Annotated in this window: 15 protein-coding genes; all 15 read left to right on the plus strand. The window is 43.8% G+C overall.

All coding sequences use genetic code 11. The annotated features are described in order from the left end of the window. Positions 1-26 precede the first annotated feature (26 nt). The gene (gene fliF, locus BCU57_RS01970; RefSeq protein WP_102439487.1) at positions 27-1,721 is read left to right on the plus strand and encodes a flagellar basal-body MS-ring/collar protein FliF; all 1,695 of its coding nucleotides are present in this window, start codon (positions 27-29) and stop codon (positions 1,719-1,721) included. Beyond that, complete coding sequence (gene fliG / locus BCU57_RS01975; RefSeq protein ID WP_102439488.1) at positions 1,711-2,754, plus strand: flagellar motor switch protein FliG; 1,044 nt, start codon at positions 1,711-1,713, stop codon at positions 2,752-2,754. Before fliF ends, fliG begins: the two co-directional genes overlap by 11 nt. 44 nt (positions 2,755-2,798) lie before the next feature. Continuing rightward, positions 2,799-3,776, plus strand: coding sequence for a flagellar assembly protein FliH (fliH, locus tag BCU57_RS01980; RefSeq protein WP_102439489.1), 978 nt, complete (start codon positions 2,799-2,801; stop codon positions 3,774-3,776). After that, the gene (fliI, locus tag BCU57_RS01985) at positions 3,745-5,082 is read left to right on the plus strand and encodes a flagellar protein export ATPase FliI (RefSeq protein ID WP_102439490.1); all 1,338 of its coding nucleotides are present in this window, start codon (positions 3,745-3,747) and stop codon (positions 5,080-5,082) included. The genes fliH and fliI overlap by 32 nt, the downstream gene beginning before the upstream one ends. Further along, positions 5,082-5,528, plus strand: a complete 447-nt coding sequence (gene fliJ, locus BCU57_RS01990) for a flagellar export protein FliJ (protein WP_102439491.1) — start codon at positions 5,082-5,084, stop codon at positions 5,526-5,528. The genes fliI and fliJ overlap by 1 nt, the downstream gene beginning before the upstream one ends. 147 nt (positions 5,529-5,675) lie before the next feature. Next, complete coding sequence (locus BCU57_RS01995; RefSeq protein ID WP_102439492.1) at positions 5,676-7,148, plus strand: flagellar hook-length control protein FliK; 1,473 nt, start codon at positions 5,676-5,678, stop codon at positions 7,146-7,148. A 91-nt stretch (positions 7,149-7,239) separates the two neighbouring features. Next, positions 7,240-7,764 carry a flagellar basal body-associated protein FliL gene (fliL, locus tag BCU57_RS02000; protein WP_102439493.1) on the plus strand — a complete coding sequence of 175 codons (525 nt, stop codon included), beginning with the start codon at positions 7,240-7,242 and terminating at the stop codon, positions 7,762-7,764. A 26-nt stretch (positions 7,765-7,790) separates the two neighbouring features. After that, a complete protein-coding gene (fliM, locus tag BCU57_RS02005) occupies positions 7,791-8,816 on the plus strand; it encodes a flagellar motor switch protein FliM (RefSeq protein ID WP_102439494.1) in 1,026 nt (341 codons plus the stop codon). Between the two features lie 152 nt (positions 8,817-8,968). Then, positions 8,969-9,352, plus strand: coding sequence for a flagellar motor switch protein FliN (gene fliN, locus BCU57_RS02010; protein ID WP_076540237.1), 384 nt, complete (start codon positions 8,969-8,971; stop codon positions 9,350-9,352). Positions 9,353-9,379: 27 nt separating this feature from the next. Beyond that, positions 9,380-9,808 (plus strand): flagellar biosynthetic protein FliO, encoded by a 429-nt coding sequence (fliO, locus tag BCU57_RS02015; protein WP_372000991.1) that lies wholly within the window; start codon positions 9,380-9,382, stop codon positions 9,806-9,808. Next, complete coding sequence (gene fliP, locus BCU57_RS02020) at positions 9,808-10,554, plus strand: flagellar type III secretion system pore protein FliP (protein WP_102439495.1); 747 nt, start codon at positions 9,808-9,810, stop codon at positions 10,552-10,554. Before fliO ends, fliP begins: the two co-directional genes overlap by 1 nt. Positions 10,555-10,572: 18 nt before the next feature. After that, a complete protein-coding gene (gene fliQ, locus BCU57_RS02025) occupies positions 10,573-10,842 on the plus strand; it encodes a flagellar biosynthesis protein FliQ (RefSeq protein WP_076540242.1) in 270 nt (89 codons plus the stop codon). A gap of 4 nt (positions 10,843-10,846) precedes the next feature. After that, entirely contained in the window at positions 10,847-11,650 is an 804-nt protein-coding gene (fliR, locus tag BCU57_RS02030) for a flagellar biosynthetic protein FliR (protein ID WP_102439496.1), read from the plus strand. Between the two features lie 7 nt (positions 11,651-11,657). After that, on the plus strand, positions 11,658-12,788 hold the full coding sequence (flhB, locus tag BCU57_RS02035) for a flagellar biosynthesis protein FlhB (RefSeq protein WP_102439497.1): 1,131 nt from the start codon (positions 11,658-11,660) through the stop codon (positions 12,786-12,788). Positions 12,789-12,903: 115 nt separating this feature from the next. Next, entirely contained in the window at positions 12,904-15,003 is a 2,100-nt protein-coding gene (flhA, locus tag BCU57_RS02040) for a flagellar biosynthesis protein FlhA (protein WP_102439498.1), read from the plus strand. The last annotated feature ends 11 nt before the right edge of the window (positions 15,004-15,014 follow it).

Below are 15,014 nucleotides of genomic sequence, written 5' to 3' on the forward strand. Positions count from 1 at the left end.
TTCTGGTATTGAAGTAGGTAAATATTGTGAGCACAGATCTAGTATTAGATTCAGATAAAGTCGATAGCACAGGGATTCAGCAGGAAAATAAACCTGGCTTGAAAAGCTCGTTTGGTAGTGCTGACTTTATGCGTCAAATCACTATGATATTGGCTTTAGCTGTATGTCTTGTGCTGGCAGTATTTATGATTATTTGGGCGCAAGAGCCTGAATATAGGCCGTTAGGGCAAATGGAAACTGCTGAAATGATCCAAGTATTGGACGTTTTAGATAAGAATAAAATTGCCTATAAAATCTCCGGCGATGTAGTCAGTATTCCTGAAAACAAATATCAAAATGTCAAACTGCTGCTGGGCCGTGCAGGCGTTGAAGCCAGTAGTCAACCAACCGATTATTTAAGCCAAGACAGCGGTTTTGGTGTTAGTCAGCGCATGGAGCAAGCCCGCCTTAAACAAAGCCAAGAAGTTAATTTAGCCAGAGTGATAGAAGAGCTAAAAAGTATTAGCCGCGCCAAAGTGATATTAGCTATTCCCAAAGAAAATGTGTTTGCCCGTAATAAATCTAAACCTAGCGCTACCGTAGTTGTGAGCGTTCGTCGTGGTAGCCTTGGCCAAGAAGAAATTGACTCTATCGTTGATATTGTTGCCTCAGCAGTACAAGGCTTAGAGCCAAGCCGGGTGACAGTGACCGATTCAAATGGCCGCCTGCTAAATTCAGGTAGCCAAGATGGCGCCTCCTCAAGAGCCCGCCGCGAGCTTGAATTAGTGCAGCATCAAGAAGCAGAATATCGTAACAAAATCGATTCGATATTAATGCCTATTCTAGGCCCTGAAAACTTCACTTCTCAAGTGGATGTCAACATGGACTTCACCGCGATTGAGCAAACCGCGAAACGCTTTTCGCCTGATTTACCCGCTGTACGCAGTGAAATGACCATAGAGCGTAATTCAAGCGGTCAATCAATGGGTGGCATTCCTGGGGCATTAACCAATCAGCCTCCTATGGATTCAGATATTCCACAAGAAGCAGGCGCAGAGCAAACTACAGCCGTTAATGGCAATAGCCATCGAGAAGCAACCCGTAATTTTGAACTTGATACCACCATCAGCCATACCCGCCAGCAAGTGGGTGTGGTGCGCAGAGTCAGTGTGTCGGTGGCCATTGATTATAAACCGGGACCAGCTGATGAAAGTGGCATAGTGACCCGCATTCCGCGCACCGAACAAGAGCTAACCAATATTCGTCGCTTACTTGAAGGGGCGATGGGCTTTACCAGTCAACGTGGTGATAGCTTAGAAGTGGTCACAGTACCGTTTATGAACCAGCTTATTGAAGAGCTGCCCGCCGCTGAAATGTGGGAGCAGCCTTGGTTTTGGCGCGCGGTGAGATTGGTGTTAGGGGCGTTTTTAGTCTTAGTGCTGATTTTGTTTGTGATTCGCCCTATGTTAAATCGTTTGTTTAATAACGACGAAGTCGAGATGCCCGAAGAGCCGCGCTTAGGTCATGAATTGGCTGAGATTGAAGATCAGTATGCCGCCGATACCTTGGGTATGCTCAATAGCCAACAAGCAGATTATAGCTATGCCGATGATGGCTCGATTCAAATACCAAACCTGCATAAAGATGATGATATGATTAAGTCGATTAGGGCATTAGTGGCTAATGAACCTGAACTTTCTACCCAAGTAATTAAGAGTTGGTTACAAGAAGATGGCAAATAATACCCTGGCAGCACCCGTAGGCGAACAGGCTAGTCTTGAAGAGCTGAGTGGCATTGATAAAACTGCTATTTTGTTACTGAGCTTAAGTGAAGCAGATGCCGCCTCAATCTTAAAGCACTTAGAGCCAAAACAAGTGCAAAAAGTCGGTATGGCCATGGCCGCCATGCAAGACTTTGGTCAAGAGAAAGTCATTGGGGTGCATAAGCTGTTTTTGGAAGAGATTCAGAAGTTTTCTTCCATTGGTTTTAACAGTGAAGAGTTTGTCCGCAAAGCATTAACTGCGGCCCTAGGTGAAGACAAAGCCGGTAATTTGATTGAACAAATTATTATGGGCAGTGGCGCTAAAGGCTTAGATTCGCTTAAGTGGATGGATGCACGCCAAGTGGCGACCATTATTCAAAACGAGCATCCACAAATCCAAACTATTGTTTTATCTTATTTAGAGCCTGATCAAGCGGCTGAAATCTTCAGTCAGTTCCCTGAAAATACCCGTTTAGATTTAATGATGCGCATTGCTAACTTAGAAGAAGTTCAACCAGCAGCTTTGCAAGAATTAAACGACATCATGGAAAAACAATTTGCCGGACAAGGCGGCGCACAAGCTGCGAAAATGGGCGGCTTGAAAGCGGCGGCCAATATCATGAACTTCCTTGATACGGGTGTTGAAGGCCAGATCATGGAAACCATGCGTGAATCTGATGAAGAAATGGCGCAGCAAATTCAAGATCTGATGTTTGTGTTTGAAAACTTAATTGATGTAGATGATCGCGGTATTCAAGCTTTGCTGCGTGAAGTTCAACAAGATGTGCTAATGAAAGCATTAAAAGGTGCTGATGATCAGTTATCTGACAAAATTATTGGTAATATGTCTAAGCGAGCAGGTGAGCTATTACGTGATGATCTTGAAGCCATGGGGCCGATAAGGATCAGTGAAGTGGAAATGGCTCAAAAAGAGATCCTTGCGATTGCGCGTCGATTAAGTGACAGCGGCGAAATTATGCTCGGTGGCGGCGGTGGTGATGAGTTCCTATAGTCCGATTTAAGCCGATTTTATAACGAGGTACAACCAGAGCAATCATGACTAAAGCTAATAACAATAATAACCTAACAGAAGTTGATGAAGATTTTAGCCATTGGCAATTACCGGATGTTTCCCAACAAAAAACTGACACTGGCTCAAATTTATTTGGCCAACTAGGACGTCAAAATCCCCAGCCTGTTGCTGAAGACAAGCCCCTTTTACCGCCTACCATGGCTGAAATAGAGCAAATTCGAGTTGAAGCTGAACAAGAAGGTTTTGAGCAAGGCCAGCTTGATGGGCTAGCGAAAGGCACGGAGCAAGGTCGGCTTGAAGGTTTAGAGCAAGGTCACGCTGAAGGCTTTAGCCAAGGAGAACAACAAGGTTATGAAGTGGGTTTAGCCAAAGCTAATGAGATGCTTGAGCGTTTATCTGGCTTAGTTGAGCAATTTGAGCAACCCTTATTAGTGCTTGATGCTGAAATTGAAGCTGAGCTATTACAGCTATCCATTAATCTGACCAAATCCATCGTCGGTAATGAATTACAAACTCATCCTGAACATATTATATCTGTACTGCGTCAAGGGGTAGATTCGTTACCGATTAAAAAACAACAAGTCACTCTGAGGTTTAGCCCAGATGATGCTGCACTTGTTAATCAATTATACAGTGAAGCGCAATTAGCTAAGAATCGTTGGGAAATTGAAGTTGATCCATCTCTTAAAAACGGTGACTGCATCATTCACAGCGAGCGCTCCAGTGTCGACTTACGAGTTGAAGCGCGTATGAGTCAAGCTCTTAGTGGCTTGCAGCAACAGGTCGCAGCGATTCAGGCCAATGTGCAAACGATTAAGTCAGATTCAAGTAACTACACCACTAGCATTGCCGAGGATGCTAGCGAATGTAGCCTTAAGGTGGTGGGAGCAAAGCGGGATCAACTCACTGATGACAATGTTTCTTCTGTCGTACATGAAGAGGGTTTACACCTTGTTGATGAGGTAGATGATGCTAAATCGCCAACATCAGTTACTAAATAAATTTAAACTTCATAGTAATAAAGTCACCCCCATTCGGCCTGTGGCCAGTGGTCAGCTGGTTAGGGTTGTTGGCTTAACCCTCGAAGCTACCGGCTGTAGAGCCCCTGTCGGCAGTTTATGCTCTATCGAAACCATGGCCGGTGAGCTAGTGGCTGAAGTCGTTGGATTTGATGATGAATTACTTTATCTCATGCCCGTAGATGAATTAAGAGGGGTGTTACCGGGAGCAAGAGTGCAGCCTTTAGGTGAGCAGTCAGGGTTAAATGTCGGCTTAAGTTTACTTGGTAGAGTTTTAGACGGTAGTGGTTTACCCCTTGATGGCCTTGGACCATTAAATACTGAGCAACATGCCTCGCGTCATGCGCCGCCCATTAACCCTTTATCGCGCCGCGCGATTACCGAACCATTAGATGTGGGGGTTAGAGCCATTAATGCCATGTTGACCGTAGGTAAAGGCCAGCGGATGGGCCTGTTTGCCGGCTCTGGTGTGGGTAAAAGTGTGCTGTTAGGCATGATGACTCGCGGCACCACTGCTGACATTATTGTGGTGGGGCTGGTGGGTGAACGTGGCCGTGAAGTAAAAGAGTTTATTGAAGAGATTTTAGGCCCAGAAGGCCGAGCCAGATCTGTGGTGGTCGCAGCACCTGCTGATACTTCACCATTGATGCGATTACGCGCCTGTGAAACCTCAACACGTATTGCGGAGTATTTTAGAGACCTTGGCTATAACGTATTGTTATTGATGGACAGTTTAACCCGTTACGCCCAAGCCCAGCGTGAAGTAGCCTTGGCAGTGGGTGAGCCTCCGGCGACCAAAGGTTATCCGCCATCGGTGTTTGCTAAATTACCCCGCTTGGTCGAACGGGCAGGTAACGGCGGCCCAGGTCAAGGTTCGATTACCGCATTTTATACCGTGCTTACCGAAGGTGATGATCAACAAGATCCCATTGCCGATGCGTCACGGGCGATTTTAGATGGTCATATTGTGTTATCAAGAACGCTGGCAGATTCTGGCCATTACCCCGCGATTGATATTGAGCAGTCCATTAGCCGCGTCGCACCTATGGTGATTAGCACTGAGCATTTAGAGTCCATGCGTCTGGTTAAACAGATGTATTCACTTTATCAGCAAAACAGAGACTTAATTTCAATTGGGGCTTATTCCCAAGGCAGCGATCCACGCATTGATAACGCTATTCGGTTACAACCAGCGATGAATGCATTTTTACGCCAAGGATTTAAAGATGTTATTTCCTTTGATAACAGTCAAACCATGGTTGGGCAGATTGCTGCTCAGTGTAAATAATGCGCCGGGCTGATCCATTAATTACAGTGCTTAAACTCAATAAAGAAGCAGAAGAACAGGCGGCTTTACAGCTTAAATCTGCACAATTAGAACTACAAAAATGTGAGGGGCAATTAGAGGCGTTAAATAATTATCGTCTCGAGTACATGAAGCAAATGAATGAAAATCAAGGCAAAACGCTAAGTGCCAGTGAATATCATTCTTTTCATGAATTTATTAAGCAAATTGACCAAGCACTAGTGCAGCAAGTTAATACCGTTAAAGAAGCACAAAATCAGACCCAACATCGACAAGTTAATTGGCAGCAAAAGCAACAAAAGCGTAAAGCGGTTGAATTGTTGTTAGCTAAAAATGATCAAAAAGCTCAGCAAATAGCCAATAAACAAGAGCAAAAAGCCTCAGATGAATTTGCGATGCAGCAGTTTATTCGTAAAACCCCGCGTTAAATTCCCTTATCCGTTTTTAGCCTAATTAATTTTTATTCTGGCACTCTTATTGCTTGGTTCGTTATTAATAATAAAAGCGTCAGCAATGTGACTTTCATAATTTTATAGCACCAATAGGTTTTCGGTGTTATTAACTCGGAGTTTGTTATGCAGCAAGTGAGTAATATTTTACTTGGAAATTGCAATAAAATGGCGAATTCCCCAACGGGAGAGACGCCGCAAGGTACTGATAGCCCATCTTTTTTGTCGGCGCTTAATCAAGTTTCTCAAACTGATGAGATGCAGGGTAACACTGAGCAAGCTTCTGAAAATAACTCAGATATCAATCTGGTGGATGACAATGCCTCACAAGAGCATATTGCTGCAGAAACCGATATTGCTTTAATCTTTGCTCAAATTGACTTAGCAGAAAATTTTGAAACCAATAGCCAACCAACTGGTGGCAACATATTGCCGCTGGCTATTGAGGCCGATTCAGCTGAACTGTCACAAGAGGCTTTAGGTAACTTAGCTGAAGCGATTTCAATGCCCCAAATAGATGCTATGGCAGCAGATAGCGACAGTTCAACTACAGAATTTTTAAGTGACTATTCAGCTGAGCAACTACAAAATTTATCTGAATTTAGTGCAATGTCTGCAGCTGAGTTGTCAGCATTATCAGTCAAGGAGTTAAATCAGCTGATCACTGACTTTAACCAGCAAACTCCCATCCAAGGTGGAGCCTTACTCCCTTTGATTGAGTTAGCAACAACCAGCGCCATAGATAATGCTGAAAAACCAGCCCTTGCACTTAGCAGTGGCTTTAGTTCAATTCATAAAAACATAATGGATAACAATAGCGCTGCTGTTGATGTAAACAAAAACCTAGTTGATGTAAACAAAGGCTTAGTTGATGCAAACAAAACTTTAGGCGCTCCTGACAGTATTGAAGGCAAAATAACCTCAAAGGAATCTGGGGTTAACCTGAGTAAAGCTGAGTTCTCGGTATCCATGGATAAGTCTGCTATTCCTTCCTCTGCCAATAGTCCTAGTAGTAATGCCCTAGCAAATAATGCCATTGCCCTTAGCGCTGGTGAGTTTACTCTTGATGCAGAATCTGTGGATCTCAAGGCGATACAAAATCAAAGTAGCTTAACGTCAGTGCATAAAAGTGATGTGCCGCAATTTCAATTATCGTTACGCCAAGGATCTGAGTCGGTAGGGCAAATGCAGGAGATGATCCAAAAGTTCGCCCCTGTGATGAAGCAACAACTCATGACGATGGTAGGACAGGGCATTCAACATGCGGAAATTCGATTAGATCCGGCAGAGCTTGGCCATATGGTGGTCAGAGTTCAAGTTAATGGCGATCAAACCCAAGTGCAATTTCAAGTGGCGCAGACACAAACCCGAGACCTATTGGAGCAAGCTATTCCGCGGCTTCGGGAAATGCTAGCAGAAGAAGGGCTGCAATTGGCTGACAGTCATGTTTCTCAAGACGGCGAACAGCAGAAAAACGCTGATTATGATGAGTCGAGTGCTAGTAATGACAGGCTTTTGGATGAAATTTCAGCACAAGAACTTGAGATAGTCACAAAACATGCCATGAGTGGCAGTTCAGCTATAGATTATTACGCTTAAGTCGGTAACCTATGGGTTAATGATCGCAAAATCAAAAACTAAGCTGAAACTTAGTTAACACAATAATAACAATAGCGTGATGGAATCATTTATGCCAGAAGAAGCTTCTTTAGAATTAACTACCCAGAACCCACCAAAAAGTATCAATAAAATGATTATTTTTTTGGTGGTTGGCATGTTGCTGCTGGCAGGCATTGCTGTGACAGTGCTGTTTTTTATTGGCGACAATGCGAAAGCGACTGCAAACTCACCTGCAACTGACATAAGTACTGCAACTGTAGTAACTGATGCTGCTACTGGTAAGGCAAATTATGTGGGTATGCCAAGACCATTTTTATTCAATCTAGCGGGTGCTAATCGTTCACGTTTAGTTGAAATAAAAGTGCAGTTAATGGTGCGAGGCGATGACGGCGTTACTGCAAAAATGCACATTCCTTTAATTGAACATGCGCTTTTAAACACATTTAGCGCAGCAGATGTACAAAAGCTAAGTACCCAAGCGGGTAAAGATGAATTACGCCAATTAGCCCTATTAAATGTTCAAAATACATTGCAACCCATAACCGGCCAAAAAGTCGTTGAAAGAGTACTTTTTACTGGTTTTGTAATGCAATAACGCCATGAAAAATCCAAGGTGATGATGTGAGTGATTTATTAAGCCAAGACGAAATTGATGCGCTACTCCATGGCGTCGACGATGTTGATGAAGATGATATTTATGATACTGATGAAACCAGAGCATATGATTTCTCCTCTCAAGATCGCATTGTTCGTGGGCGAATGCCAACCCTTGAAATTGTAAATGAACGTTTTGCTCGTCACTTACGCATCAGCATGTTTAACATGATGCGCCGTGCTGCTGAAGTGTCTATTAACGGCGTGCAAATGCTTAAGTTTGGTGAGTACGTTCATACCCTATTCGTACCAACCAGCCTGAATATGGTGCGCTTTAGTCCGTTAAAAGGCACGGCGCTTATCACCATGGAAGCAAGGTTAGTCTTCATTTTGGTGGATAACTTTTTTGGTGGTGATGGCCGCTTTCATGCAAAAATTGAAGGGCGTGAGTTTACTCCCACAGAGCGTCGTATCGTCCAGCTGCTATTGAAAATCATTTTTGAAGATTATAAAGATGCCTGGGCACCAGTAATGGATGTTGAGTTTGAGTATTTAGACTCAGAGGTCAACCCTGCCATGGCCAATATTGTTAGCCCAACAGAAGTGGTGGTCATTAACTCTTTTCATATTGAAGTGGATGGCGGCGGCGGTGATTTTCATATCACCATGCCATATTCGATGATCGAGCCTATTCGTGAGCTGCTTGATGCCGGTGTTCAAAGTGATAAACAAGATACTGATATGCGTTGGGGACAAGCATTGCGTGATGAGATCATGGATGTGCAAGTAGGGATTGATGCCAACATCATTGAGCATGAAGTGACATTAAGAGATGTGATGGGCTTTAAAGCTGGGGATATTATTCCTATTGAGCTGCCTGAGCATGTGATGATGCGAGTTGAGGACTTACCGACTTACCGCTGTAAGCTAGGTCAATCCCGCGAAAATCTGGCATTAAAAATTAGCGAAGTTATTCCAAGACCTGAAACGGCGAAATCAGAATTACAGCTAATTACTCGTAAAGGCAAAGCCCGCGATCTTACTGTGCTATAGACAGGCTTATTTCAAAAAAAGTTTTATTTTAACAATCTTTTTTAAAAAGTTTTTTTAAACAAGATGCTGAAATTAATAATAATTTATAGATTTAATAATTATTGTCCGTGAATGTTTAACGGATAACATGTCAGAATTTTAAGGTGAAATAAATGAGTGATACCGATGATTGGGCTGCAGCAATGGCAGAGCAGGCACTTGAAGAAGCAAAAGAAGCTGAACAAGTCGCCCTTGATGAACTGGTAGATGAAGCCGCGCCAATCTCGCATGATCAAGCTGAAAAGCTCGATGCCATTATGGATATACCGGTAACGATTTCGATGGAAGTCGGTCGCAGTTTTATTAGTATTCGTAACTTGCTGCAACTGAACCAAGGTTCGGTGGTCGAGCTAGATCGGGTGGCGGGTGAGCCCCTTGATGTGATGGTAAATGGCACGCTTATCGCTCATGGCGAAGTGGTTGTGGTGAATGACAAGTTTGGTATTCGTCTGACAGATGTGATTAGCCAAACAGAACGCATTAAGAAGTTAAAGTAATCGAACAAGCATTAAGGATTTAACCCTGTGTTGAATGTGTTCTCCTCGCTAGCGTTAGCTAGCTCTGCGCTTACTGACACGGCAACAACCGCAGTTGCCACAACCGTGTCTAAAGCCCCAGAAACATCAAATGTGGCTGCGCTTTCAAGCATGGTGGGCGGGCTTATTCTCGTTATCGCCATCATCTTTTTACTGGCATTTATTGTCAAAAAATTAAACTTAGTGCAGTCAAATCAAGGGGTGATAAAAACCATTGCCATGACGCCACTTGGTCAAAAAGAAAAGCTGGTTCTGGTTGAGCTTGAAGGTCAGCAATATCTGTTAGGGGTGACCTCACAGCAAGTTAACCTTATTGATAAGCTAGACACAAACGTTGAAATAGAAAGCACTAGTTTTGCCACTCGTCTCAAGCAAGCCAAAGCGCAAGCAACAGTCAAGGCCAAGGATCTGCAATAATGAAAAGATGGATAGTGCTGGCTTTGTTGGCTGGATTAATGTTCACGCCAGTTAGTTTTGCAGAAGATGGCTTACTAAAAGCAGTGACAGTGACTGCAGGGGCTGACGGCAGTACCGAATATTCAGTCACTATGCAGATTTTACTGCTAATGACGGCCATGAGCTTTATTCCAGCAATGGTAATAATGCTGACCTCATTTACCCGCATCATCGTGGTGCTATCAATTTTGCGCCAAGCATTAGGTTTGCAGCAAACCCCATCAAATCAGGTGCTCATTGGCATTACCATGTTCATGACCTTTTTTATCATGGCGCCAGTATTTGATAAAATTCATGCTGAAGCGGTAAAACCTTACATGAATGAAACTCTGACAATGCAGCAAGCCTTTGAAGTGGGTAAAGAGCCCTTAAGGCAGTTTATGTTGGCGCAAGTCAGAACCACAGATTTAGAAACCTTTGTCGAAATTTCAGGTTATACCGATATCACTTCCCCTGAGCTGGCACCGATGAGCGTTTTGATACCAGCGTTTATCACCAGTGAGCTTAAAACCGCTTTTCAAATTGGCTTTATGTTATTTGTGCCATTTTTGGTATTGGATTTGGTGGTCGCCAGTATTTTGATGGCAATGGGTATGATGATGTTGTCGCCGATGATTGTGTCCTTGCCCTTTAAAATCATGCTGTTTGTTTTGGTTGATGGTTGGGGCTTAGTACTGGGCACCTTGGCCAGTAGTTTCGGCACTTAGGTTTAGGGAGCAGGGCTAATGTCACCAGAGTCATTGATTGATATTTTTCGTGAGGCGCTGTCCGTTATCGTGCTCATTGTCTCGGCTATTATCTTACCGGGTTTATTTGTCGGTTTGATTGTGGCGGTGTTTCAGGCTGCCACCTCCATTAATGAACAAACCTTAAGTTTCTTACCGCGTCTATTAATGACCCTGTTTTCACTGATGTTTTTAGGCCATTGGCTGGTGCAAACCATGATGGATTTTTTCTATAATATGGTGGATATGATCCCGCAGGTTATAGGTTAGGTCATTGGATATTCTGTTCGAGGAAATTAGCCAAACCATTGCCGCCTATATTTGGCCGCTGTTTCGTATTTCTTCAATGCTAATGGTAATGACGGTCTTTGGCGCCAATACGACTCCGTCGCGGATCCGCTTATTATTGGCGATGGCCATCACCATTGCCGTTGCGCCGGTACTGCCAAAAACAGCATATGTGGAGCTATTTTCATTAACTGCAGTATTTGTTTCAGCTCAGCAGATTTTAGTGGGCACAGCTATTGGTTTTGTGACCATTTTAGTGATGCAAACTTTTGTATTAACAGGGCAAATTATTGGTATGCAAACCAGTTTAGGCTTCGCTTCCATGGTGGACCCAGGTTCCGGTGAGCAAACCCCGGTAGTGGGTAACTTCTTTTTATTGCTGGCGACCTTGATTTTTTTAAGTGTAGATGGTCATTTATTGATGTTTAAAATGCTGGTGGCCAGCTTTGAAACCATTCCGGTTTCAACCGAAGGCTTTAGCATTGCCAATTATAAAAAACTTACCGAGTTTGGCAGTTATATGTTTGGCGCGGCGTTAACCATGTCAATATCAGCGATTGTGGCATTATTGCTTATTAACCTCTCGTTTGGAGTAATGACCCGGGCTTCACCGCAGTTGAATATTTTTGCCATCGGTTTTCCAGTGACTATGGTCAGTGGCTTATTTATTCTCTGGCTGACCCTAGGCCCTATCATGTCTCATTTTGATCAGGTGTGGCTGCAAGCCCAGCTGCTGATGTGTGATATTTTACAACTGACCTGTCACATTGACGGTTCCATAAGCCAGTAGGGACAAGATGGCAGAAGATACCGGTCAAGAACGCACCGAGGACCCCACCGCCAAGCGACTGGAACAGTCCCGTGAAAAAGGTCAGGTCGCCCGCTCTAAAGAGTTAGGAACCGCAGCAGTATTATTAGCATCTGCTGTGGGGTTTGCGTTTGTTGGCCAAGATCTGGCGCGCAGCTTACACAGCGTGATGACGCAAATGCTCACCATGGAGCGGGATCAGATCTATGACACCAACTCTATGTTCCTAGTTTGGGGGGTTATTGGCGCTGAGCTTGCTTGGCCATTATTCAGTTTCATTGCTTTTCTCGCCTTTATTGCCTTTCTTGGCAATATTGTCTTAGGCGGTATTACTTTTTCGGTTAAAGCTTTTATGCCTAAGGGCAGTAAAATGAACCCTGCTAAAGGCTTTAAAAGAATGTTTGGCACCCAGGCCTTAGTTGAACTAACTAAAGGTATTGCTAAATTTTTGGTGGTGGCAATATCGGCGTATTTTTTATTGTCGTTTTATTTTTACGATATTTTGACCTTATCTATGGGTCATTTACCGGGAAATATTTACCACGCGCTGGATCTATTGGTATGGATGTTTATTTTATTGTGTTCATCAATGCTATTGATTGTGGTGATTGATGTGCCATTTCAAATATGGAACCACAATAAACAGCTTAAAATGACCAAACAAGAAGTTAAAGACGAGTATAAAGACTCTGAAGGTAAGCCTGAAGTAAAAGGCCGTATTAGGCAATTGCAGCATGAGATGGCCAATAAACGCATGATGTCTGAAGTGCCCAATGCCGATGTGATTGTGGTTAACCCAGAGCATTACGCTGTGGCAGTAAAATATGATGCCAGTCGTTCATCTGCGCCATTTTTAGTGGCAAAAGGGGTTGATGATGTGGCCTTTAAAATTCGCGAAATAGCCCGAGAGCACGAAGTGCCAATTGTATCAGCGCCGCCGCTAGCCAGAGCCATATATCATACAACTAAAATTGACCAACAGGTACCGGAAGGACTATTTACCGCCATTGCACAAATCTTAGCTTACGTATTTCAGTTAAAACAATACCAAAAGGGTCGCGGTAAACGTCCAAAACCTATTCCGCTCAATCAACCTATTCCGGATGATTTAAAACATTAGCTGCGGTGTTTTTAGGCACTCAAACCGCAACAGCTGCTATTAACTAATAGCTTGGCTTAGTAATTGCATTTCGCTGATGTCAGCGTCAAAAATATTACGAAAGGGTTTACGGTTAATGGATGTAAAGACAGCGCTAGGTCAAGCAAAGCAAATACGATTTAGCACATTCAAAGGTATTGGTACCCCTTTATTGGTGCTGGCTGCATTAGGTATGGTGGTATTGCCGATGCCGCCATTTCTGCTTGATATTCTATTCTCCTTTAACATTTCCCTCGCTTTAATCGTGTTACTTGTCGCTATTTATAGTGATCGCCCACTAGATTTTGCCGCATTTCCGACTGTTTTACTGGTGGCCACCTTATTACGCTTAGCATTGAATGTGGCCTCAACACGAATAGTGTTACTTGAGGGGCATAACGGTGGTGACTCCGCGGGTAAAGTGATTGAAGCCTTTGGTTCGGTGGTGATTGGCGGTAACTATGCTGTGGGTTTAGTGGTGTTTTTAATCCTGATCATCATCAACTTTGCCGTAGTAACCAAAGGTGCGGGGCGTATTTCAGAAGTGAGCGCGCGTTTTACCTTGGACGCCATGCCGGGTAAACAGATGGCCATTGATGCCGATTTAAATGCCGGCACATTAACTCAAGATCAGGCACGTATTCGCCGTGCTGAAGTGACGAAAGAAGCTGACTTTTATGGCGCGATGGACGGTGCGTCAAAATTTGTGAAAGGGGATGCTATTGCTGGGATTATGATTCTGGTGATTAATATCCTTGGCGGTTTTGTCATCGGCATGGTGCAGCACGGCTTGGATTTTTCAAGCGCGGTGGAGATTTATACCTTACTGACCATTGGTGATGGTTTGGTGGCGCAAATACCCGGATTGCTTTTATCTATCGCCGCCGCCTTGATGGTGACGCGCCAAAATGAGTCTGGCGATATGGGCGGGATGATGATCAGCCAAATGTTCCATAGTCCTAAGTCTATGGCCATTGCATCAGCCGTGCTTTTTGTTATGGGTGTTGTACCTGGTATGCCACATTTCGCGTTTTTAACGTTTGCATTTATTACCGCAGGCGCAGCTTACTTTATTTATAAACGCAATAACGACAATAAAACCCTTGCGCTAGAAAAAGCAGTTAAAGGCCCAAGCGATGTCAAAGAGGCTGAGCCCAAAGAGCTAAGCTGGGAAGATGTACATCATGTAGACACCATTGGCCTTGAAGTGGGCTATCGACTTATTCCGCTGGTAGATAAAGGTCAAGGCGGCGAGTTACTCAGTCGAATTAAAGGGGTACGTAAAAAATTATCGCAGGAATTGGGCTTTTTGGTACCGGCAGTGCATATTCGTGACAACTTAGATTTATCCCCCAACTGCTATCAAATATCCTTAATGGGCGTGGTAGTTGGCGAAGCAGAAGTAAGACATGATTGCGAGTTAGCGATTAATCCAGGTCAGGTTTACGGCAAGCTTGATGGCATAGAGACCAAAGATCCAGCTTTTGGTTTAGAAGCCGTTTGGATAGCTCCAGCGCAACGTGAACATGCGCAAACATTAGGTTATACCGTGGTTGATACCGCGACTGTTGTTGCTACTCATATAAGCCAGTTACTGACCAATAATGCGGCTAAATTATTGGGCTATGAAGAAGTGCAGCAGTTAATGGATATGCTATCGAAAAACTCGCCGAAGTTAGTGGATGGCTTTATACCAGACGTTATGCCGCTAGGTTCAGTGGTAAAAGTGATGCAAAACCTTCTTAATGAAGGAGTTTCTATCCGAGACTTGCGCACAATCGTGCAAACACTGTTAGAATACGGCAGCAAAAGTAATGATACTGAAGTGTTAACCGCTGCAGTACGTATTGCCTTGAAACGAATGATAGTGCAAGAGATCTCTGGGCCCGAATTGGAAATCCCTGTCATAACATTGGCGCCAGAGTTGGAACAGATGTTGCACAAGTCTATGCAGGCAACCGGCGGTGAAGGGCCCAATATTGAGCCAGGCCTTGCAGAACGTATGCAGAAGTCATTATTAGATGCTTCTCAGAAGCAAGAAATGGTCGGTCAACCAGCCATTTTATTGACATCAGGCATGCTTAGGTCAACTTTGTCGCGGTTTGTGAAATACACCATTCCTAATTTACGGGTTATTTCTTACCAAGAAATACCCGATGAAAAGCAAATACGCATAGTATCTGCAGTTGGGCAATAGCAATGACTTTC

The sequence above is a fragment of the Shewanella sp. 10N.286.48.B5 genome, assembly GCF_002874355.2.
Lineage (GTDB): Bacteria > Pseudomonadota > Gammaproteobacteria > Enterobacterales > Shewanellaceae > Shewanella.